This is a genomic window from Shewanella corallii (assembly GCF_023349125.1).
Classification (GTDB): Bacteria; Pseudomonadota; Gammaproteobacteria; order Enterobacterales; family Shewanellaceae; genus Shewanella; species Shewanella corallii.
Window position 1 is genome coordinate 208,879 of the sequence record NZ_JAKIKT010000007.1, and the last position, 20,252, is coordinate 229,130.

Here is a 20,252-nt window from a genome sequence, read left to right on the forward strand (position 1 = left end):
CGCCATGTCACTCGATCGACAAACCAGAATCTGGATGTTGGAGACCATGCTGGCCAGCCGGCATATGGATGACCGAATTATGGAGCTTTACTACCGGGACAAAACTCCTGTTTTTGACATCGCTGCTGGGTTAATTCCCGGTGAGATCCATAGTTCCCATGGTCAGGAGGCCTGTGCCGTTGGCACTGTCTCGGCGTTGACCGGTGACGATTGGATAACTGCTACCCACAGGCCCCATCACACGGCGGTGGCCAGGGGGCTGGAAATAAAGCAAATACTGTGTGAAATCATGGGTAAGGCCAATGGATTGAGCGGAGGTAAAGGAGGGCATATGCATCTTTATTCCGCTAAGCATAACTTTAGTTCCAGCGGCATTATCGCTGAGGGCATGGGTCCTGCAGCGGGTATGGCTTTAGCTTGCCGCATGCAGGGTAATCCGGGGGTTGGAGTCTGCTTCCTTGGAGAGGCCGCAGTGAATCAAGGGGCGTTTCATGAAGTGATGAATATGGCTGGCGTCTACAAGCTGCCCTTTGTTTGTGTGGTTGAAGATAACAATTGGGGAGTCAGTGTTGCCAAGTCAGCATCAACGGCGGTGGCTCGTAACAGCGATCGTGCGGCTGCCTATAATGCACTGGGACTCTATGTAGATACCAATGATCCTGAGGATATTCACGCCGCGATGAGTAAAGCACTGAGGCATACTCGCAGCGGCTCTGGCCCCGTGATCCTTGAACTGAAGACCTATCGCTTGCAGGGCCACATGCTGGGGGACCCCCAGCACTATGTACCTGATGAGGAGAAGGCGGCATTTAGAGATTGCACTCTGGACTACCGAGCCAAGTTGGAAGCCGAGGGGGTACTGACTGCTTCTGAGGCGGATGAATTACAGGCGAGGGTCAAAGCTGAAGTGGATGAGGCGGTGGAGTTTGCCATAGCCAGTCCTCTCCCTGACGCCGAAAACGCGTTGTCGGGTAACTTTGTCGATGAAATTACAGGTAGGGCAAACATATGACCAGTTCAAGAACATTAACAATGGCCCGGGCTGGCCGCGAAGCTGTGATGTGGGAGATGGAGCAGGATCCCCGGGTATTTATGCTGGGTGAGGATGTCTACAAGTTTGGCGGTGTATTCGGTACAGCAGATGGGTTGGGGGAGATGTTTGGCGCCGATCGTATTCTGGATACGCCGATTTCGGAAACCGGCTTTATTGGCCTGGCTACAGGCGCGGCTATTGCAGGTATGAGGCCTATTGTCGAGTTGGCGTTTATTGATTTCATTGGGGTTTGCTATAACGCAATCGTTAATCTGGCGGCTAAGCATCATTACCTATCCAATGGTCAGGTGAAAGTTCCCATGGTCCTTATGTTGGGCAGTGGTGGTGGTTATAACAATGGCGGCCAACACTCCCAGGCTCTTCATGCCTGTCTGGCACATATGCCCGGGATGAAAGTTGTCGCCCCCTCCAATGCTTACGATGCCAAAGGGTTTATGCATGCGGCAATTCGCAGTGATGATTTTGTCGTCTATATCGGTCATAAAAAACTGTCCGGTGTGGGATTTTTTGGCAAACCTATTCCTGGCACCATGTCAGAAATTCCCAGCGAGCCATACACATTGCCCTTTGGTGAGGCAAAAGTTGTTCGTGAAGGCATTGATGCCACTATCGTTGCTATCAGCTGGACTGTTCATCAGGCACTGGATGCTGCTGAGAAGTTGGCACACGAAGGGATTGATGTCGAAGTGATAGACCCACGAACTTTGGTGCCATTGGATAGGGAGAGCATTCTTAAGTCGGTTGCTAAGACAGGGCATCTGATTGTGGCGGATGAGGATTACCAAAGCTATGGCTTTACTGCGGAGGTTATTGCCAGCGTTGCTGAGTTGGATCCTACAGTTTTGAAGTCAGCACCGGTGCGGGTAGCCAATCCTGATGTCACCATTCCCTATTCCCGCCCAATGGAACAGCACATATTACCGACCAGTCAGCGTATTCAGGAAGCAGTTAGACGAGTTTTATCGAAATAACACAGGTGAAAACAATGAAAGTAACAATTCCAAATGATCAATGGGACGAGGGCAAAGAAGGTGTCATTGTCACCTGGATATACGGTGATGGTGCAGAGGTTGAAGTGGGTGATGTTATCTGTGAGTTAATGGTGGAAAAAATCCAGAGTGACTTTGTAGCACCCGCGTCAGGCGTATTAAGAATTCTGGTCGAGGCTGACAGTACCGTTGAGCCGGGCGATCACGTTGCTGATATTGAATAAGTGAGGTCAACCTATGCAGAAGATACCTCTCAAAGGCCTGAGGGGCATGATTGCGTCCAATATGATGCAAAGCCTGCAGCAAGCTGCGCAGCTGACCTTTGTCACAGATGTTGATGCTACCGGATTATTAAGCCTGAAAGCACAATTTAAACGGGAAAAAAAAGTCGCCATTGGGGTCGAGGACTTGCTTATTTTGTGCCTGAAAGAGACTTTGAAACGACACGGTGGGATGAATGGGTATATCGCCGATGGGGTTATTCATCTGTCAGAGGCAATTAATGTTGCGATTGCAACGCCTATCCCCGGAGGGCTGGCAGCTCCCGTGCTGTTTGACATCCAGGAGATGAGCATTGAGGAGATCAGCGCCCAGCGGCGTGATTTGATCGCCCGAGCCAATTCCAATCATCTGTTCCCAAGAGAAATGACAGGGGGCACGATAACCATCAGTAATCTGGGCTTAACCAGAGTGAAGTACTTTACACCGATTCTCAATGCTGGTCAGTTGGCAATCCTGGGGATTGGCAGTATTCAGCGGCAACCTGTTTGTCTCGACTCTGGAGAAATTGTCGTAAGGTCGATGATGGGACTGTCTTTGACCTGTGATCATCAGGCTATTGATGGCCAGCCTGCCGGTGAGTTTTTATCGGATTTAGCAATGGCAATAGAGAAGCTTGGAGCCGGCGGGGAGTTACATATTGCAAGTGACAATACTTGACTCACCGGTAGATTTAGGTGACCAGTTGGACGGGGAATTGTCTGCATTATGCCGGGCAGAACATCCTCAACTCACCATTTGGCAGTCACTCCCCGCGCTGGCTGTAAGTCAAAAAGATACCTTGTTGCCAACTTATGCTGAAGCGGTAGAAGTGTTAAGGCGGGACGGTGTAGAAACCCTGGTGCGCAAATCTGGCGGCAGTGCGGTTTTCCAGAGTCAATCCTTGTTTAATCTCACCCTTATATGGCGATTACAGGGACAAACGTCTATCCCGGAAAGTTACCGGCTGATGTGTCGGCCCATGATGGATTGGCTTGGCCAGCAGGGGATTTCCAGTCAACTGCACGCCGTAGATGGTGCATTTTGTGATGGCAGCTTCAATATCGCGGTTGGCGGGAAGAAACTGGCTGGTACCGCTCAGCGTTGGCAGAGGCGGAAAGGTGAGTGCAAGGTGCTTGGTCATATCTCCATCGTCCTCTCCCCCGACTACCATAGGGAGCTGAATCTAATCAACGAGTTTTACCGATTGGCAGGTAAGCCAATGGCTTACCGAAGACAAGCACTGATGGACTTGCAGAGCCTGGTTGGTTCGATCAATAAATCAGACAACACCTTTGCGAATTTTGCCCGACAAATCGGGCTGCAATACAGTGGGAGCCAATATGAGTTTGGCCAATAAGAGCGTCATCATTACGGGGGCATGCGGCAATGTAGGTGAAGCTGCAGCTAACTTGTTTTATCAGCAGGGCGCACAACTTGTACTGACAGACTTGAGTCAGAGAAAGCTTCAAGAAAAGTTCAAACATTTCTCAGCGGAACGATGTCGCTTGGTCGACGGTAACATCACTGAAGAAACCACCAATATTGAGATTGTATCCGAGGCGATGAAGCAATTCGGCAAGTTGGACGGCTTCCTGGCCAATGCTGGTATAGAAGGACAAATGGGGCCGATAGCTGACGCTGATGTCGATAGTTTTGACAAAGTGATGGCAGTCAATGTCAGAAGTGTTTGGTTGGGCGTCAAACATGTCTCTAAGGCGATGCAGTCGAGCGGAGGCGGAAGTATTGTCATTACCTCCTCTGTTGGAGGGGTTACAGGCTCTCCCTTTGTATCGGCTTATATCACCAGCAAACATGCAGTGGTTGGGATAATGCGCTCATTGGCATTGGAGTTGGGAGCAGACAATATCCGGGTGAATACGGTTCACCCCTGTGGTGTCGAAGGGCGAATGATAGAGCATATTCGCAGTATGCTGCCTCCGGGAGCCATTGAGAAAAGCTTGGAGCGTCAGGCTCTGGCACGCTTGGTTAATCCATCTGAAGTGGCAGGCATTATGCGTTTTCTGATTTCTGATGAAAGCCGGATGTGCACTGGCGGCTGCTACAACATTGACGGTGGATACTCGACTTGAGGTGAGTTATGCAACTGACAGAACTGACAATCAAAGAAGAAATCGCCCTGTTGACGCTCCGGTCGGTGGCGACCAGAAATGCGCTATCCCTGGAGATGGCCGCAGAACTGCGAGATCAGCTTGAGAGCGTGGCTGACAGCAGTGTCAGGATGCTGCTGCTCAGGGGGGAGGGCTGTTTTATGGCTGGAGGGGATATCACCTTTCTTGAGCAAGCTGTGTCCAGAGAGGATGCCAGGGATGTTGCCTGTTTGATTGATGCAGCCCACGGGCTGATAGATCAAATTCGCGCCTTAGCGGTACCAGTGGTTGCTGTGGTCGAAGGTAGCTGTGCAGGGTTTGGCATCAGTTTGCTCAGTCATTGTGATTTTGCCATTGCTGAACAGTCCTGTGTTTTTACCCTGGCGTATTCTGCCATTGGGGCCAGCCCAGACGGCGGTGCCAGTTATACTTTGCCCCGTATTTGCGGAGAAAAGAAAGCCAGGGAGCTACTTATGTTCAGCGAGCCCTTTACGGCAGAAGATGCCATGAATATAGGTCTGGTTAATGAGGTTGTCAGTATCGGGGGAATGTCGGCTTGTATCAGCCGCTGGCAGCAAAGGATCTGTTTAAAATCTCCCCATGCACTGGCGCGTATCAAACAGCTTATGAATAGGGATCAAAATGAGCGCCGCGCCCATATGGAAGCCGAAAAACAAGCTTTTATAAAGGGTATAGCTTCAGATGATCTGCTTGAAGGGATTCGGGCTTTTATGGAAAAAAGGCCCGCCAATTACAAATCCTCTATTCAGGATTAAAGGCGGACAAAGGTCAGCAGGGAAGTGTTAAGAAATCACATTAAAATTCAGCCCTTCAGGGATATCAGTCAGCTTTAGTTGGCAGGCAAGGCGACTGGTAGGAGTCGAGTTAGGCACATACTCAAGCAGTGCTTGCTCATCTTCATGCATCGCAGGCAGACGCTCAAAATCTTGTTGGGACAATCCCACGTGGCATGTGGCACAGGAGCAGCAGCCACCGCATTCGCCATCAATTCCTTCGATATTATGATTGACCGCCAACTGCATCAGATTTGATGCGCCAGCTCTTGGCAGCTCATGGCATTGGCCTGAGGCATCGATTATTTTGATTGGTGACATAGTGTAATTATCTCCTTCATGCTGATGGATGAGTTACTGAGCATCTCTGCCGGTACTCTTCCTCCTTGTGCGATAAGCCGCTTTGAGGCCATAAATTCACCGGGTTGATTGACGCAATCGGCAGCGATAACCACACCATTGCGCAGGTAGAAACAACTGAATTGACCATCGCTGACACTCCCCCTCAGTACAGTCGCATCATGGCCTGTATTTATCCCGGCCATTTTCATTTTCAGGTCATATTGGTCAGTCCAGAACCAGGGAAGATCGTGGGGCTTAAAGTCCTGCTGAGTGATATGTGCAGCGGTAATTCGGGCTTGCTCAACGGCACTTTGAACAGACTCTATTCTGAGCCCGGGATGGTCCGGGTGAGGGTAGCTAGCGCAATCTCCAATGGCATATATATTGTGATCTGATGTTTGACCATATTGATTCACTAATACGCCATTATCTGTCTCAAGCTTTGCCTTTGAAGCCAGATAGGTATTTGGCAACATGCCTATTCCAGCTACTACAAGATCGGTTATGAAACACTCCCCATCAGATGAGCGAAGGCTGGCCCTGCCATCTTGAAGTAATGTGGCTTGTTCAATCTGCTGCCCGATTAAAAAGTGGACACCTCGTCGCTGGTGGTAGGTTTGAAAAAAATCACTCACCTCAGCGGCTGTCACCCGGTTTAATATTCTGCTGGCTGCTTCTACCAGGGTGACCTTTTTACCCATTTGGATCAGGCTGGCTGCGAGTTCCAGACCGATATATCCTCCGCCCACAAGGGTGATGTGCTGAGTGTTTTCGAGCCGCTTTTGGAGCGCCAGAGTGTCTGACATGTCTCTGAGATAAACCAGCTTGTCCGACTCCAGGCCCGGAATTCTGACAGGACGCGGTGCTCCGCCTGTCGCCAGTATCAACTTGTCATAGTTGAGTTCGCCATTAATCAGCCTGTGCTTACGGTCAATCTCTTTCACAGAGTAATTCAGCCTTAACTCTATCCCAGCTTCATCAAATGCTGATGGGGATTTGAGCTGAATTTGTTCTGCCTGTACTTCCCCTTTTACCAGCGCTTTGGAGAGTGGAGGCCTGTGATAGGGCAGGCAGGACTCATCACTGAGAAGAGTAACTTCTATCCCAGGGATATGTTGCTTCAGCTGGAATGCGGCGTTGCAGCCGGCATGGCTGGCTCCAATAATGACGATTTTCTGTCTATTACCCATAAAACAAAACGGCATGATTGTTTTTTATTAAGTCTATGTTAATTTATTGTTTCGATCCACCGTTAGTTGCACTAAATGGACACCGGCATGAAAAATAAAGTTATTGTTTTGCACAGGACGCCTGTAGGAGCCTTGTCAGACGGCGACTTGGCGCTGAAGGTGCGGGACGTTGGAGAATTGTTACCCGGGTTTATCAGGGTAGCGGTGGAGTATATTTCCGTGGAGCCTGCGATGCGCGGTTGGGTGACAAATCGTACCGATTACATGCCGAGGCTAGCGCCTGGAGATACTTTACATGCTTTTGGGATTGGCGTGGTGATCCAGAGCGAGCATGCTGGTTTTACCGTAGGGCAAAAAGTGATTGGTAACCTTGGCGCCCAAGAGATAGCGGATATTAATCCTGAAATGACAGAGCTTCGAACTGCCTTGCCTGAGCCTGTGCCATCTTCCATTCAGCTTGGGATGGCCGGGATTACCGGGTTAACGGCATTCTTTGGTATGACCAAAATCGCCAGGCCATCAGTCGGAGAAACTTTTGTAGTGTCTGCGGCAGCAGGCGCGGTGGGATCAGTGGCCGGTCAGTTGGCCAGGTTGGCTGGTTGTAAAGTGATAGGGATTGCAGGCAGTGATGCCAAAAGTCTTTGGTTGACCCGGGAATTGGGGTTTGATGCTGTTATCAACCGACATAGTGAGAATGTCAAAGCCCGGCTGGACGAACTCTGTCCTGAAGGAATAGATATCTACTTTGATAATGTTGGTGGCGACATACTGGATACTTGCCTCTCCCGTCTCCGTAAAGGCGCCAGAGTTGTGCTTTGTGGTGGAATTGCAACTTACAATGCGACTGAAAAACCGGCTGGGCCAGCAAATTACTTTGCGCTTGTGCATCGTAGTGCATTGATGCAGGGCTTTATTGTATTGGACTATCTGGATGAGTTTGAACCGGCAATTGAATGGATAATGACTCAATACAACGCCGGACTTCTGATAAACCGGGAAGAGATGTTTACCGGGGTTGAATCTCTCCCCAATGCTTTGAACGCGCTATTTGATGGCAGCAACACTGGTAAGGTGCTGGTCAAAACCTGAATAGACCAATTAGAATTCGAATGGGGGAAATAGAGGAGTAAGCTCATTCTCCCCATCGAATAGGCTGTTTCTGACCAGCTCACTATCGTAGAACTCCCATAGTCGACTTATCCTGCCCTCAGTGACCCGGAAAATATGACAGTATCTTTGGTCGTAATTCTTGCCTGACTTGGTGTTTCCTCTGGCCTCCATAATCGCGACGGCCATCTCACCATTGGAGCACATAACCTTCCATTTGGTGCAGAATTGAAAGTCATCAGCAAGCTGTTCCATCAACAAAGGGAAAACCTGGTTGCACAGTGTGTCTTTACCATCAATATGACCGGATAGAGGCGTAACTCCTGAAAGATCAAGCTGGACATTGTCGTGCATTGTGTCCAGAAACCTGCTCATATCCTTGGCCTCGAGGCTGGTATAAAAGCGTGACACCAAATCCAAGGTGGACTGCTGTTGGGTGGGTAGGCTTTTATCCTGAGTCGAGTAACAGGTCACGAGTCATCCTGCTCTTGCCAGCCCTGCATATACATATCCAGTACCTTGTGGGTGTGCCGTATTCTGACTTCCTGGAAATTCGCCAGCTCAATTTTTTTCTCTTTGGCAGCATGCATACCTGATTGAACGAAAGGCATATTGCCCATGTCTTGGTCGAAGATAGGCCCAAGAGCACCCAACTCCTCAGCATCTGACCATTTTTCGTCTTCCTCCAGACTGTGCAGGGGAACGGGCGGAACCCTTTCAGCGTCTTTGTTATTTCGCTTCAATACCATCACATCCATATAGCAGGAATCAGGATCTTCCCCATCCGGTAACCAACGATAGACTATGTTGGGAACATAGCCGCCCCAAGGCGAAAAGTTGGGAAACACATTGTAGACAATGGCATCCAACATCTCAGCATTGGTTGCACGCTCGTAATTGTGGCCATCTTCTTTGCTGAAGTTGTCCCTGCTCATTCTGGCCATCACATCTCTAGCCGCCTGGCCCTCCTCCAGTTGATGTTCATGTTCACTGACTACCCGGCCGGAACCGCGTGTAAGAGTATCGAGAATCTGTTGCTGGCTGACGGAGTTTTTTGGGAGGAATTCACTTTGTACTCCCATGGGATGTATCGCTCTGCTGACATGGTCACCGAGGATATCGTACTGACTGTTGGCATCTGCGCTAAAGCTAAGGATCTGTGGATGGGTTGCCTGGCTATGATAAGCTTCCATAAAGGCTTCCATGGCTACCTTCCAGTTACATGGAATACGTTTGCGAACATGGACAACTTTGCTGCATTCGTCCAGTCGCCAGCGTTCGAAGTGCTCTGTGATCTCTCCTAAATACTCTTCAAGTGGAGCACAGTCAGGATCCATATTGATAAATACAAAGCCTTGCCAGGTAGCAAGCCGGATCTGTGGCAGTGTCATCTGCTCTTCTTTGATATGGCAAAAATCCCACTGCGCGGGGATATGCTTTAACTCACCATCAAGACGCCAGGTATAAGCGTGGAAGGGACAGCGGATCTCTTTGGAGCAACCCTGAGAGGTTTTCAACTTACGGCCGCGGTGAAGACATGAATTGTAGAAGGCTCTCAAGGTGTCGTCTTCTCCCCGGATGATCAGAAATGAGTGTCTTCCAATCTCATAAACATAATGACTCCCGACTCTGGGAAGCTCTTCCTCCCGACAAGCCATCTGCCATACCTTTGACCACATAAGTTTGTATTCCTGGCTGCAATAGTGGCGACTGGTAAATACCCGGCTGTCGATACTGTCGGAGCCCAGGTCTTGATATCGCTCTTGGAAACAATCGTCAACCTTTCCCTCTTCGCGCAAAAATAACGCCTCTACTGACTCGATACCTTCTGGCCTGGCTGGCTTGATGCCCTGATTGCCACTGCGTTTGCCTGTCATGATTTGCTCCTTAGTAAGAGGAAAGTCGGTTGTTTTTGTTAACGGGTAAACTTCTGGTTGCACCTGTTAAGGTGGAAGTTTCGGTCACCATACCTGTGAGCGTTACACATCAGTCTCTTAGCGAAATGCCCTACATTCAGCTCTTCCGTTACACCGATTCCACCATGAAGCTGCACGGCAGCTTCTGCCACAAATCTGGCAGCATCATGGATTTGAATGTGGGCAAGTGACAGCAGGTAGTCGTGATTTGCTCTGTCAGAAGTAGCGAGAGACTCAGTCAGCATGGACGCCATAGAAGTCGCTCTTTGATGGGCGATATACATATCAGCCAATTTATGTTGTAGAGCCTGAAATTCGGCCAGCGGCTGGCCGAATTGGTTTCGATCCTTAAGATATTGACTGGTTGCCTCTAATAGTTTGTTGATACAACCCAGGCTGTCAGCACAGTTAAAGGCAAAGGCAAGATTGAAAATATGCTGAGTACACTCACGGCTGTTACCACTGTCGAGCAGACATGTATCAAGCTTCAAATTGGGGATTTCAATCTGAACATTGCCCATAGGCCTGTCATCTGCGCCAGCATAATGGTTAACGCTCAGACCCGGTTCATCAGCCGGCAATAACAGCCATGTAGCATCACCTCGGGCCAAATCCGATGCCAGCAACAAAATATGGGTCAGATCCTGGGTATCGGTGACAAAGGATTTAACGCCTTTCGTAGTGGCAGTACCATCGCCATGATTTGCAATAAGAGTGTGATTGGTTTGGTAGTCATAGCCTTCGTCATAGAGAGCCAACGCACAACGAACTGAGCCATTGACTATGCCGGGCAAAAACGTTTCCTTCTGCTGCTCATCGCCCAGCTCCTGAATTAATATGGCTGTCAACCACTGGCTGGCCATAGGTTCCAGCACCAGATATTCTGCTTGTACTGTCAACAGGGACAGCATCTCGGAATATGAGCCTGACAAGCCGCCGTAGGCTTCGTCACAGGGAACTGCCAACCAACCAAGATCGGCCATCGTGAGCCAGGTATCACGATTCACCGGATTGCCTGATTTGATATTCTGATAGTGGTTGTGAAAGTCATAATTGTCTGACAGATACCTGACAGCGCTTTCAACAAGAAGTTGTTCAATATCGTTACTGAAATCAGTTTGAGAGAACATGGGGGACCTCATGAGCGGGTTAAAATCGTTCTGGCAATCAGGTTTCTTTGTATCTCGTTGGTGCCACCATAAATGGAGGCTGCCAGACTATTCAGGTAGCGGGGAACGGCCCAATAGCTGTCCTGAAATTTTGGGATGGGCCAATGAGAGTCTGATAGTTTCTCCCGTTTCAGGACCATAGCTTCTGGCCCCAGCAGTTCCACCGCCAACCTCGCCAGTTGCTGCTCAATCTCTGTGGCTTCGGTTTTTAGCAGTGAGGATTCAGCTCCACTTTCACACCCGTTCTCATAATGTTTTTGGGCACGTAGCTCAGTGTATTCCAGGGCTGTAATCGCAGCGTCGAGTTCTATCAGGCGATTGACATAAAGTGACTCAAAGTAGGAGTCTTGTGTGGAATTCATAGATTTTTGCTGGCAAAGCCGGGTGACTCTGATTAAATTTGCTCTAAGCCTTGCTGAAGCTGCGCCAGCGCCACGCTCCAGCTCCAACAAGTATTTGGCATAGGTCCAACCTTGTCCTGGTTCTCCAACGAGGTTTTCTTGAGGCACTTTAACGTCTTCAAAGAACACTTCATTCAGGTCGTGCTGACCACTGATAGAGGTGATGGGTTTGACAGAGATCCCCGGAGTATCCATGGGAATAAGCAGAAAACTGATGCCTTGCTGGGGCTTCTTCTCTTTACTGGTCCTGACAAGACAGAAAATCCAATTGGCAAAATGAGCATGAGTTGTCCAAATTTTGCTGCCATTCACCAGGTAATGCCCATCGACTAGTTCAGCTTTACATTTCAGGGAGGCAAGATCTGATCCTGAGCCTGGCTCAGAATAGCCCTGGCACCAATAATCCTCACCGGATAAAATTCGGGGTAGGAAGCGTTGCTTTTGCTGCTCTGAGCCATATTTGATGATCACAGGCCCTACCATTTTGAGTCCTAGAGGAATAGTCAGAGGGGCGCCAGCTTTGGCCGACTCTACCTCAAAAATATACTTCTGCTTTTGCGTCCAGTTGATACCACCATACTGTTCAGGCCAAAGAGGAGCGGCCCAACCTTTGGCAGCCAACTTCTGTTGCCAGGCAAGTGCCAGCTCTTTGTCCGGGAACACTCCTGAGGTTGCCAGTGATTCATGCAGGATTTCTTCAGTGAGGTTGTGTTGAAGAAATTCCCGAACCTCTTGTTGGAATGCGAGTTCCCTTTCATCTAGTACAAGGCTCATAAGTAACCCTTAGTTTTTATGGTTAGTTTGCTCCGATATAGATGGCATATGGACGTCACTTAAAACTCTGTTATTATAAAAACAGAACTGACTGTATTTTTATTGGATCGATAAAGCTTCAGGGAAGATGGCAAATTGTTGAATCTCTCGGTTAATCTACGTACGATTATTTCAGATTCTTTACACACCTTTTGTTTTATCCTCTGAAGTTCATATCAAAACAAACATGCCTGTATGTTTTTTGTATCATCAGGGTGGATGATTTTCAAGCGTCTTCTTCAGGAGTTATTTCATGACAACAAACACCAGACGACCGAAAGAGGGATCCAAGCAGGCTCTGAAAAGTGCCAATACCCAGGAAGCATTTCTAAAGGCAACTTTGGATTGCTATGTTTCTCTGGGCTACATACTCACTACTACGACTACGGTCGCCAAGCATACGGGACTGTCCCGTGGGGCAATGATGCACCATTTCCCGAGTAAGCGAGCTTTGGTTGAGGCTTCAATTGATTACCTTAATAAAGAGCGCATTCGGGTTTTTCTTACGGAGATAGGTAAGCTCTCCAAGCAGAGTCGACGGATTGTTGGTCTGGATGGGCTTGAAGTCTACTGGAAACTGGTCAACAGCAAGCTGTATACCGCTTACTTCGAATTACGAATGGCATCCCGAACGGATAAAGAGCTGGCGCAGATCCTTAAGAACGCGGACAGTGACTTTGAAAAGGTTTGGCTGGAGAAGATCAAAGAGGTTTTCCCTGAGTGGTGTGAGAAAGATACTGCTCAACTCAGCCTTGCTATGGATCTGACCCAAAGCACTATGGAAGGTCTCGCTCAATGTCACTTCACCAATGACAGTGAGGAGCGAAAAAGACGGGTGCTGCTATATACCAGAAGGGCGATTCGGGATATCTATGACGTCGACAAGATTGTTGACATTATAGAAGGTGAGGGACCGCTTTCAAATGAACCCAGATGATACCTGTGTGGATTCGCGTTAAACTGATAACAGGCTGACACAACTTATTCCCGGCGCTCCGTATACTTGGCTGAGCGCCATTTTTGGGGTCGCTACCTGACGTTTACCGGCCTCTCCCCTGAGCTGAAGTACGTTCTCATATATTTGCCGTAGGCCTGATGCACCGACCGGTTCGCCGTTTGCGAGACATCCTCCGTCAGTATTTATAGGCAGAGAGCCTGTCAAACTTGTCTTTCCGGTTAATATCAGTTGTTCCTGATCTCCATGTTCACACAGTCCCGTCTCCGCCATATGCATTATCTCGGCTCCCGACTCAGTGTCCTGCAACTGTGCAATATTTACCTCTTCGGGGCCAATACCAGCGGCTTCATAACAGGCCCGACTGGCATCTGTGGTGACAGGCGCGGTATTGGCCACCTGATTACAGGTTGTGAACACCTCGAAGGTTCCCTCCCTGCGACTGTTTAAGGCGCAGCCACGAATTTGAATTGCACGGCGACTTCCAATTTTCCTAAGACCTGCATCATTACAAACGATCAAAGAGATGGCACCTTCTGAGGGAGAACAAAACATGTATTTTCTCAAGGGGTAATTCAGCATGGGCGAGGCAATAATCTCATCGGCACTAAAGGCTTGTTGTCGCCACGCCATTGGGTTGAGGGAGCCATTGTAAAATGCCTTTTGTGCCACAGCGACCAAGGCATTTTCAGAGATCCCGTAATCGTGCATGTAACGGTTGATCTTCATAGCAAAAAATTGGGTCGTCAGGGCAAATCCCATCTCCCCGTACCAATCCGGCAAGCCCCAATCAGATAACCTTACCCGAAACGCACCATGCTCATGCTTGTCAAACCCGGTGACCAGACCTATATCTCCCATCCCGCTTTTGAGGGCATTGACTGCGCTAATCAGGGCGCTGCCTCCGGTGGCACAGCCATTTGCCACGTTGATAAAGGGGATACCACTCAGGCCTTTGAACTTTAGCAGGGTATCAGCATTACCGGCGTCCTGACTGCCGCCAAATGCAAATTCCACTTGCTCCCATTGAATTCGTGCATCTTCCATTGCTGCGGCGGTTGCAATACTGGCCTGCTGTATACCTGATACACCGGGAGTTCGGCCAAACTTATGTATGCCGATACCAACTATGTAGGTTCTTTCTGCCATTGTAATTTTCCTCTAGGTGACAAAGATGACCGGCTGGGTGGTCCCTTGCATCAGATCGGCACGAAAGCAAAAGCTTGTCTGGCCTGTTTGTTTGGGGCCAGGGTGATGTCAAGCGGTGTGAGTTTTACCGGTATACCAATTTCAGGGGTGTGGACGTTCTGTAGCCTGGTGATAACTCTGATGCCTTCGGGCAATTCAACAAAACCCAGCAGAAAAGGAGAGAAATTTTCAATGAGCTGCTGATCAGCAAATGGAGGCGCTTTGGGCGGGTAAGCCTGTGTAGTCCAGCTCCACAGTACTCCCTCTCTGGACAGCGGTAGAAGCTCGGTCTGGAGATCACATCGATTGCACTGTAACTCGGGAGGAAAACAAATCTGACTGCAGTTGGGGCACTGACTGGCACGCAAATAGATGCCTTCGTCATCGAGCCCTAGTACCTTGTCGTCTATCCAATCTTTGCTCATGACTATCCCCGTAAAACTGTTTTTACCTTGATATTTGATGCCACTGAAAATATAAACAGTCAAGAATGTTTTTAATGTTGGAGTGCAAGGAGTGAATAATGGAAAACTTGGAGCTGTTGCGAAGTATTACCCGTAACTTATTAACATATATAGAGAATGATACCACTTTTATGTCTGGTTCTCCCATGGTGAACCAGGCGGATATTTATACAGCTGAGGCTTTGCTGGGGCAGGAAAAGGCAAAACTGTTCGATACATTGCCCCAATTAGTTTGTTTTTCCCGGGACCTTCCGAACAAGGGGAGTTTTCTGGCAGTGGAGCATATGTCCAAGCCTGTACTTCTGGTGAGAGACAAACAAGGGTTAGCCAGAGCTTTTTTGAATATCTGTCCCCATAGGAACAGCAAACTTAAACAGGGGAGTGGTCAATGTCACTTTTTGGTCTGCCCTTATCATGCCTGGAGTTTCGAGCTTGATGGCAAACTCAACCGTATCTATGCAGCCGAAACTGTGGGAGATTTGGATAAACAAGATTACCAGCTGACATCTCTTCCCTGTGAAGAGGTCGCAGGTATGGTGTTTATCAGCCTATCCCCCGGTCAGCCTATATCAGTAGCCAGCCATCTTGAAGATATGCTTGATGCTCTAGCGCGTTGGGAGTTGGATAAACTGACCAAAGTCAGCTCAAGAATGATGGAGATTAAGTGCAACTGGAAGCTGGCGGTCGAAACATTCGGAGAGGGGTATCACTTTGAACCATTACACCGAAAAACCGTAGGGGATTATGCCATAGGTAATTGTTCCCACTTTGATCGTTTTGGACCTGATGGTGAGCACCACAGGCTGGCGTTTCCCAATAAGTGGATAAAACAACTTGCTGGCAAGTCTGAAGAAGAGTGGGGCACCGAGGAAGATTTATTCGCTAATTTTCAACTGGTTCATTTTATTTTCCCCAACGTGATTTTATTGATCTCTCCCCGTGAGGTGGAGTTTTTCCAAATCTATCCTGGCTCATCTGCATCAAGCCATACCACGGTATACACCAGCTATGTCAGAAAAAGCGATATGTTGAAGACCGATGAGCAGCAACAGGCGGCATTAGATCATTTCAGATTTATCGTGAAAGTAGTGACTGAGGAAGATTATGACGTAGTGAGCAGTATTCAGCGTTCCCATGAGGCCACAGGAGGAGAAAGGGCGTTTACCTGCGGGAGGAATGAACCAGCCTTAATCAATTTTCATCGGCAGCTCGAGCATAAACTATCGGGCTGTAAACCGGTTTAATACAATGATAAGAGCTTAATGGGTAAGTAAATCAAATCCAAAGTCGTACTCAAGCCATTGATTAAGCTGTATGTTGCGTTTTTTATTCAAAATAAAATAAAAAACAATCTTGACTGTTTTGTGTTCGGTGTGTTTTATCTATTTAGGACGCACTGAAAAAGTGCGGACATGAAGAGTTTTCGACGGGTTTAGTAGCAGTTGTCTAATATTTTAGGGGTATTCATTGAAACTCTTCCGACAAGTGTGAGCATTGGGGCAAGCCTTTAACCATGTGAGCTAATTTAAACTCCGGGTTTGCCTGTATTTGACTGAATTCGGAGCAGACCATGATAAACACACCAAGCAAAGCAATCTGTTCACTTGCTGCGGTACCCTTTTTCACATTGAGTCCAATTGCACAGGCACTTGCCAATGTTGCTCAGGCCGATGAAGAGATAGAGGTCATTACGGTTGAGGCGCGAAAAAGGGTAGAACCTTTACAGGAAGTTCCAGTCGCTGTGTCTGTGTTAACCGGTAAAGATATCGAGCGCACTTTCAATCAGAAAGTGGAGTCTATCGATAAGTTCACCCCTAATGTGGAACTGGGCAAAATGCAATTCGCTGGTGGTGGCATCACGGCAGGGATCCGTGGCATCAGTTTTTCAGAGGTGGAAAGAACCTTTGAACCAGCGGTGGGGATGTCCGTTGATGGCGTGTTTTTTGGGACGGGTGTTGGCGCTATGGTCGACCTGCTGGACATAGAATCGATTGAAGTTCTCAGAGGTCCACAGGGTACGCTGTTTGGTCGTAACACCATGGGCGGTGTGATCAATGTTAAACGTGCCAACCCTACCGGCGAGTTTGGCTTTAAAGGCGATTTGACCTTTGGTAGTTATGGTCGTAACGACTACAAAGCTGTGGTAAACCTCCCCGCATTTGCCAATGACAGTCTAGCAGTGAAGTTTTACGCCTATGACTTGAATGGTGATCTTTTCAGCAAAAATATTTTTACCGGCGACAGGGATAAGGGCACAGATCAGCTTACCTTCGGTACCAAGATCATGTTTGTGCCTACCGATGAAATCCAGGCTGTTTTCAGTTATGACAGGGTCAAAGATGAGTCAAACTATCCTGGTGTTGTCAATCTGAGTCAGAATAATAACGTCTTTTGTATTATTGGACAGTCAGTGTTTGGTGTTGCCGGATGTGAGTCTGAAACCGCTGCCGTGGTAGAGGCGGCTGGTTATAACTTTTATGAGTACAACACTGAGGTGTCTCAGACTCCATTCAGTGCCGACATTACCAGTAATCTTTACTCATTAAATATTGATTGGGATATAACAGATCAACTCAGATTGACTTCTGTAACAGGATATCAGGATGTTGAAGACAGACTTGATGCTGAAGTCACAGGTATCCCGGATGTTAGAGTGGTGAATGACTCAGGTGCGGTAACAGCATCAATCCCTTTTTTCCGCGTAGACAGACCTCAGGATTATGAGCAGTTCAGCCAGGAGTTCAGAGTGGCAAGTGATTTTGGCGGTTCATTCGACTTTGTTGCTGGTCTCTATTACTTCAGCTCTGAATACAGTTTAAAGCCTCAAAGTGGATATTTGTTGGGCGGGTTAAGTTTCAGGGCGTTTGCCCATCAGGAAGTGGAAGCTTACGCGGCTTATGGTGAGTTGTATTTCGGATTAACCGATAAGCTGTCAATGACTGTTGGTGGTCGATATACCTATGAGGAGAAGACCTTCGATGCTATTCGCTATGAAAATGGTGTGGTTGATGGCAATCCTGTCGAAAAGATAGCGTTTCAATGCCCGGATGCAAGTTCAGACTATATTCCCTGTCGAGACCCTAAAGAAGATTGGAACAGGTTTTCCCCCCGGATCGCATTCGATTATAAATTCAGCGATGACTTAATGAGTTACATTTCTTATTCGCAGGGGTTCAGAAGTGGTGGCTGGGTAGGCAGAGCTGCGGTTGCGGATGGTATAGGTCCTTATGACCCAGAGGTACTGGATAATTATGAAATTGGTTTAAGAAGTGAGTGGTTTGAAAACAGTTTCAGGTTAAATCTGACCGCGTTCTACATGGATTATAAGGATAAGCAGGAAGACTACACTGTTGCCTACACCAGTGTATTTGATCAACCGTCGACGACTTCATTTGTAGAAAATGCAGCCAAGGCAACCATTACCGGATTGGAACTTGAGTCCCAGCTGCAGGTTACGGAAGATTTCAGACTAAAGGCTGCGGCCGGTTATCTGGATGCAGAATACGATAGTTATGTGATTCCCGGACCGGGGAATACACCTGTAGATGTCACCTCTGAAAGGCACTACAGATATGCTCCTGAATATACGTTCGCACTGGGCGCTGAATATTATGTGGATTTGTCAGATTGGGGAGAGCTTGCATTTATAGCCAACTATAAACACACCGCAGAGTTCTGGGTGACTCCACAATTTGACCTTACCGGTAACGGCAGAGATCAAATCGATTCATATAACCAACTTGACCTGTCAATAAACTATGACTCAGGTTCAAACTACAGAATATCCCTATTCGTAGACAATGTAACAAACGCAGATGGCAGACTGTTCAGGAAATTTGATGCCGGCTCTTTTGTATTTGGTGATAAAGAAGTTGGGCGAACTTACGGTATTAATCTGGGTGTAAATTTTTAATAGTTTTACCGTTATTCTGCTGATGGAGTAATTGATGATCAATCTTAGTGATAAGGTCGCGCTGATTACCGGCGCGGCCTCTGGGATAGGTTTGCATACCGCCCAGTACTTCAGTAAAGCCGGCGCACGGGTTATTGCCTCAGATATTAATATCGAAGGCCTTGAATCTGCCTTTGCCAATAGTCCAAACCCTATAGACTTTATTGCCCATGACGTCAGCAGTGAACAGGATTGGCAAGCTGTTTTTGAGTTTATTAAATCCAAGTATCAGGACTTTAATATTCTCGTTAATAATGCGGGAATATTTAAAGACGGCAATATTGAAGATATGTCTTATGAAGATTATCAGTCAGTATTTAAAGTAAACACTTTGGGGACTTTTCTCGGTGTTAAATATGCCATCGAGAGTTTCAGAGCATTTGGAAAGGCAAATGAACCTGTCACCGGCAGTGTAGTCAACGTCTCTTCTATGGCCGGGATTCGTGCGCTGAAAGGGATGGGGGCTTATTGTGCTTCCAAGGCTGCAGTCAGCAATATGACCCGCTCGATTGCTGTTGAATGTGGTACCAACGGAGAGTTCATTCGAATCAACGCAGTTAATCCAGGCACTGTGAGAACCGAGCTAACTGAGTCTGCATTCGGCAGTGACTTCTTTGACCAATTTTCTCAAGATACGCTGCCAATTCCGATGGCGGATTATGGCAGGCCAGATGACATTGCTGCTGCCATAGCGTTTCTGGCTTCTGATAAAGCTGAAGTGGTCACCGGCGCAGATCTCACCATAGATGGTGGTTGGGCCGCAGGACTTGCGGGGTTGAATTTATGACTCGATTTCATAACAAGACCGTGTTGATTACTGGGGGAACCAGTGGCTTGGGTGAAGATATGGTGCTGCGGTTTGCTGCCGAAGGAGCCAGGGTTATTTTTACCGGTCGTAATCACGCCAAGGCCAAATCTGTCATAGATAAGGTTGAAAATAACCGGGAAAGAGTACGTTTTGTCAGACAGGATGTCACTCAGGAAGCGGATTGGCAGGCATTGGTCAGTATGCTTGAACTCGAGGATATTGGAGTCGATGTACTGATTAATAACGCGGGTTCTTTTATCGTCGGTCCCATTGAGTCCTTGTCTTCAACTGAGTTCGAGCGGCTGTTTGAGCTGAATGTTGGCAGTGTTTTTCTCGGTATAAAACACCTGATGCCGATGATGAAGGCCCGCAGAACCGGGGTTATTCTCACTAATGCGTCACTTTCTGGCCTTGTGGGGCATGAACATTGTATTGCCTATTGCAGCAGTAAAGCGGCGGCTATCCAATTGAGTAATGTAGCTGCGCTGGAAGGGGCTCCATATGGTGTCAGAGTACTTTCTCTTGCTCCCGGACCGGTATGGAACAAGATGTTGGCCGATACCTTCGGGGATACTCAGGAAACCCGGGACTACTTCGTTGATACTCAGCCCTACAAAAAGCTCTGCATTCCGGAACATGTGACCGAAGCAGCTATGTTTTTAGCTTCTGATGAAGCCAGATATATCACGGGGACCAGCCTTAAAGTGGACTGTGGCCGCGGTGCTGACTGATTAAGGAACA

The 20,252-nt window shown here is 48.1% G+C and carries 21 protein-coding genes; 13 read left to right on the plus strand and 8 right to left on the minus strand.

Going from position 1 to position 20,252, the window contains the following annotated elements; all coding sequences use genetic code 11:
* Nucleotides 1-4: 4 nt before the first annotated feature.
* Genes L2725_RS17185 through L2725_RS17215 form a run of 7 tightly spaced genes read left to right on the plus strand, consistent with a single transcriptional unit; the run spans nucleotide 5 to nucleotide 5,188 of the window.
* Nucleotides 5-1,012, plus strand: coding sequence for a thiamine pyrophosphate-dependent dehydrogenase E1 component subunit alpha (locus L2725_RS17185; RefSeq protein ID WP_249250071.1), 1,008 nt, complete (start codon nucleotides 5-7; stop codon nucleotides 1,010-1,012).
* On the plus strand, nucleotides 1,009-2,025 hold the full coding sequence (locus L2725_RS17190; protein WP_249250072.1) for an alpha-ketoacid dehydrogenase subunit beta: 1,017 nt from the start codon (nucleotides 1,009-1,011) through the stop codon (nucleotides 2,023-2,025). Before L2725_RS17185 ends, L2725_RS17190 begins: the two co-directional genes overlap by 4 nt.
* Nucleotides 2,026-2,039: 14 nt before the next feature.
* Entirely contained in the window at nucleotides 2,040-2,267 is a 228-nt protein-coding gene (locus L2725_RS17195) for a lipoyl domain-containing protein (RefSeq protein WP_249250074.1), read from the plus strand.
* A gap of 13 nt (nucleotides 2,268-2,280) precedes the next feature.
* Nucleotides 2,281-2,982, plus strand: a complete 702-nt coding sequence (locus tag L2725_RS17200) for a 2-oxo acid dehydrogenase subunit E2 (protein ID WP_249250075.1) — start codon at nucleotides 2,281-2,283, stop codon at nucleotides 2,980-2,982.
* Nucleotides 2,969-3,661 carry a lipoyl protein ligase domain-containing protein gene (locus L2725_RS17205; RefSeq protein ID WP_428985299.1) on the plus strand — a complete coding sequence of 231 codons (693 nt, stop codon included), beginning with the start codon at nucleotides 2,969-2,971 and terminating at the stop codon, nucleotides 3,659-3,661. The genes L2725_RS17200 and L2725_RS17205 overlap by 14 nt, the downstream gene beginning before the upstream one ends.
* Nucleotides 3,645-4,394: an SDR family NAD(P)-dependent oxidoreductase gene (locus tag L2725_RS17210; RefSeq protein WP_249250077.1), complete on the plus strand. Its 750-nt coding sequence runs from the start codon at nucleotides 3,645-3,647 to the stop codon at nucleotides 4,392-4,394. The genes L2725_RS17205 and L2725_RS17210 overlap by 17 nt, the downstream gene beginning before the upstream one ends.
* Before the next feature lie 8 nt (nucleotides 4,395-4,402).
* Nucleotides 4,403-5,188 carry an enoyl-CoA hydratase/isomerase family protein gene (locus L2725_RS17215; RefSeq protein WP_249250078.1) on the plus strand — a complete coding sequence of 262 codons (786 nt, stop codon included), beginning with the start codon at nucleotides 4,403-4,405 and terminating at the stop codon, nucleotides 5,186-5,188.
* A gap of 27 nt (nucleotides 5,189-5,215) precedes the next feature.
* Here the strand turns inward: L2725_RS17215 and L2725_RS17220 are convergent, their stop codons facing one another.
* Together L2725_RS17220 and L2725_RS17225 are read right to left on the minus strand one after the other, a co-directional pair.
* The gene (locus L2725_RS17220; protein ID WP_249250079.1) at nucleotides 5,216-5,527 is read right to left on the minus strand and encodes a 2Fe-2S iron-sulfur cluster-binding protein; all 312 of its coding nucleotides are present in this window, start codon (nucleotides 5,525-5,527) and stop codon (nucleotides 5,216-5,218) included.
* Nucleotides 5,509-6,738, minus strand: a complete 1,230-nt coding sequence (locus L2725_RS17225) for an NAD(P)/FAD-dependent oxidoreductase (RefSeq protein ID WP_249250080.1) — start codon at nucleotides 6,736-6,738, stop codon at nucleotides 5,509-5,511. Before L2725_RS17225 ends, L2725_RS17220 begins: the two co-directional genes overlap by 19 nt.
* Before the next feature lie 87 nt (nucleotides 6,739-6,825).
* Between L2725_RS17225 and L2725_RS17230 the strand changes: the two genes are divergently transcribed.
* Nucleotides 6,826-7,827, plus strand: coding sequence for an MDR family NADP-dependent oxidoreductase (locus tag L2725_RS17230; protein WP_249250082.1), 1,002 nt, complete (start codon nucleotides 6,826-6,828; stop codon nucleotides 7,825-7,827).
* 9 nt (nucleotides 7,828-7,836) lie between these two features.
* Here the strand turns inward: L2725_RS17230 and L2725_RS17235 are convergent, their stop codons facing one another.
* Genes L2725_RS17235 through L2725_RS17250 form a run of 4 tightly spaced genes read right to left on the minus strand, consistent with a single transcriptional unit; the run spans nucleotide 7,837 to nucleotide 12,105 of the window.
* Entirely contained in the window at nucleotides 7,837-8,319 is a 483-nt protein-coding gene (locus L2725_RS17235) for a nuclear transport factor 2 family protein (protein WP_346429396.1), read from the minus strand.
* Nucleotides 8,316-9,722 carry an aromatic ring-hydroxylating oxygenase subunit alpha gene (locus L2725_RS17240; RefSeq protein WP_249250084.1) on the minus strand — a complete coding sequence of 469 codons (1,407 nt, stop codon included), beginning with the start codon at nucleotides 9,720-9,722 and terminating at the stop codon, nucleotides 8,316-8,318. The genes L2725_RS17235 and L2725_RS17240 overlap by 4 nt, the downstream gene beginning before the upstream one ends.
* 38 nt (nucleotides 9,723-9,760) lie before the next feature.
* The gene (locus L2725_RS17245) at nucleotides 9,761-10,891 is read right to left on the minus strand and encodes an acyl-CoA dehydrogenase family protein (RefSeq protein ID WP_249250085.1); all 1,131 of its coding nucleotides are present in this window, start codon (nucleotides 10,889-10,891) and stop codon (nucleotides 9,761-9,763) included.
* 8 nt (nucleotides 10,892-10,899) lie between these two features.
* The gene (locus L2725_RS17250; protein ID WP_249250086.1) at nucleotides 10,900-12,105 is read right to left on the minus strand and encodes an acyl-CoA dehydrogenase family protein; all 1,206 of its coding nucleotides are present in this window, start codon (nucleotides 12,103-12,105) and stop codon (nucleotides 10,900-10,902) included.
* Nucleotides 12,106-12,397: 292 nt separating this feature from the next.
* Between L2725_RS17250 and L2725_RS17255 the strand changes: the two genes are divergently transcribed.
* Nucleotides 12,398-13,081 carry a TetR/AcrR family transcriptional regulator gene (locus tag L2725_RS17255; protein ID WP_249250087.1) on the plus strand — a complete coding sequence of 228 codons (684 nt, stop codon included), beginning with the start codon at nucleotides 12,398-12,400 and terminating at the stop codon, nucleotides 13,079-13,081.
* Between the two features lie 18 nt (nucleotides 13,082-13,099).
* Here the strand turns inward: L2725_RS17255 and L2725_RS17260 are convergent, their stop codons facing one another.
* Nucleotides 13,100-14,248, minus strand: a complete 1,149-nt coding sequence (locus tag L2725_RS17260; protein ID WP_249250088.1) for a thiolase family protein — start codon at nucleotides 14,246-14,248, stop codon at nucleotides 13,100-13,102.
* 50 nt (nucleotides 14,249-14,298) lie between these two features.
* Nucleotides 14,299-14,712, minus strand: coding sequence for a Zn-ribbon domain-containing OB-fold protein (locus L2725_RS17265; protein ID WP_249250089.1), 414 nt, complete (start codon nucleotides 14,710-14,712; stop codon nucleotides 14,299-14,301).
* Between the two features lie 98 nt (nucleotides 14,713-14,810).
* On the opposite strand from L2725_RS17265, the gene L2725_RS17270 reads away from it, so the two are divergent.
* From L2725_RS17270 to L2725_RS17285, 4 genes are all read left to right on the plus strand, one after another.
* A complete protein-coding gene (locus L2725_RS17270; protein WP_249250090.1) occupies nucleotides 14,811-15,995 on the plus strand; it encodes an aromatic ring-hydroxylating oxygenase subunit alpha in 1,185 nt (394 codons plus the stop codon).
* A 326-nt stretch (nucleotides 15,996-16,321) separates the two neighbouring features.
* A complete protein-coding gene (locus tag L2725_RS17275; protein ID WP_249250092.1) occupies nucleotides 16,322-18,664 on the plus strand; it encodes a TonB-dependent receptor in 2,343 nt (780 codons plus the stop codon).
* 34 nt (nucleotides 18,665-18,698) lie between these two features.
* Nucleotides 18,699-19,490: an SDR family NAD(P)-dependent oxidoreductase gene (locus L2725_RS17280; protein ID WP_249250094.1), complete on the plus strand. Its 792-nt coding sequence runs from the start codon at nucleotides 18,699-18,701 to the stop codon at nucleotides 19,488-19,490.
* On the plus strand, nucleotides 19,487-20,242 hold the full coding sequence (locus tag L2725_RS17285; protein ID WP_249250095.1) for an SDR family NAD(P)-dependent oxidoreductase: 756 nt from the start codon (nucleotides 19,487-19,489) through the stop codon (nucleotides 20,240-20,242). The genes L2725_RS17280 and L2725_RS17285 overlap by 4 nt, the downstream gene beginning before the upstream one ends.
* Nucleotides 20,243-20,252: the final 10 nt, after the last annotated feature.

Bases quoted from the DNA above. Each gene is read 5' to 3' on its own strand.
- L2725_RS17245 (WP_249250085.1), bottom strand. From the start codon at position 10,891: ATGTTCTCTCAAACTGATTTCAGTAACGATATTGAACAACTTCTTGTT.
- L2725_RS17270 (WP_249250090.1), top strand. From the start codon at position 14,811: ATGGAAAACTTGGAGCTGTTGCGAAGTATTACCCGTAACTTATTAACA.
- L2725_RS17280 (WP_249250094.1), top strand. From the start codon at position 18,699: ATGATCAATCTTAGTGATAAGGTCGCGCTGATTACCGGCGCGGCCTCT.
- L2725_RS17220 (WP_249250079.1), bottom strand. From the start codon at position 5,527: ATGTCACCAATCAAAATAATCGATGCCTCAGGCCAATGCCATGAGCTG.
- L2725_RS17210 (WP_249250077.1), top strand. From the start codon at position 3,645: ATGAGTTTGGCCAATAAGAGCGTCATCATTACGGGGGCATGCGGCAAT.
- L2725_RS17275 (WP_249250092.1), top strand. From the start codon at position 16,322: ATGATAAACACACCAAGCAAAGCAATCTGTTCACTTGCTGCGGTACCC.
- L2725_RS17225 (WP_249250080.1), bottom strand. From the start codon at position 6,738: ATGGGTAATAGACAGAAAATCGTCATTATTGGAGCCAGCCATGCCGGC.
- L2725_RS17185 (WP_249250071.1), top strand. From the start codon at position 5: ATGTCACTCGATCGACAAACCAGAATCTGGATGTTGGAGACCATGCTG.
- L2725_RS17260 (WP_249250088.1), bottom strand. From the start codon at position 14,248: ATGGCAGAAAGAACCTACATAGTTGGTATCGGCATACATAAGTTTGGC.
- L2725_RS17255 (WP_249250087.1), top strand. From the start codon at position 12,398: ATGACAACAAACACCAGACGACCGAAAGAGGGATCCAAGCAGGCTCTG.
- L2725_RS17230 (WP_249250082.1), top strand. From the start codon at position 6,826: ATGAAAAATAAAGTTATTGTTTTGCACAGGACGCCTGTAGGAGCCTTG.
- L2725_RS17215 (WP_249250078.1), top strand. From the start codon at position 4,403: ATGCAACTGACAGAACTGACAATCAAAGAAGAAATCGCCCTGTTGACG.
- L2725_RS17195 (WP_249250074.1), top strand. From the start codon at position 2,040: ATGAAAGTAACAATTCCAAATGATCAATGGGACGAGGGCAAAGAAGGT.
- L2725_RS17265 (WP_249250089.1), bottom strand. From the start codon at position 14,712: ATGAGCAAAGATTGGATAGACGACAAGGTACTAGGGCTCGATGACGAA.
- L2725_RS17190 (WP_249250072.1), top strand. From the start codon at position 1,009: ATGACCAGTTCAAGAACATTAACAATGGCCCGGGCTGGCCGCGAAGCT.
- L2725_RS17250 (WP_249250086.1), bottom strand. From the start codon at position 12,105: ATGAGCCTTGTACTAGATGAAAGGGAACTCGCATTCCAACAAGAGGTT.
- L2725_RS17200 (WP_249250075.1), top strand. From the start codon at position 2,281: ATGCAGAAGATACCTCTCAAAGGCCTGAGGGGCATGATTGCGTCCAAT.
- L2725_RS17240 (WP_249250084.1), bottom strand. From the start codon at position 9,722: ATGACAGGCAAACGCAGTGGCAATCAGGGCATCAAGCCAGCCAGGCCA.
- L2725_RS17285 (WP_249250095.1), top strand. From the start codon at position 19,487: ATGACTCGATTTCATAACAAGACCGTGTTGATTACTGGGGGAACCAGT.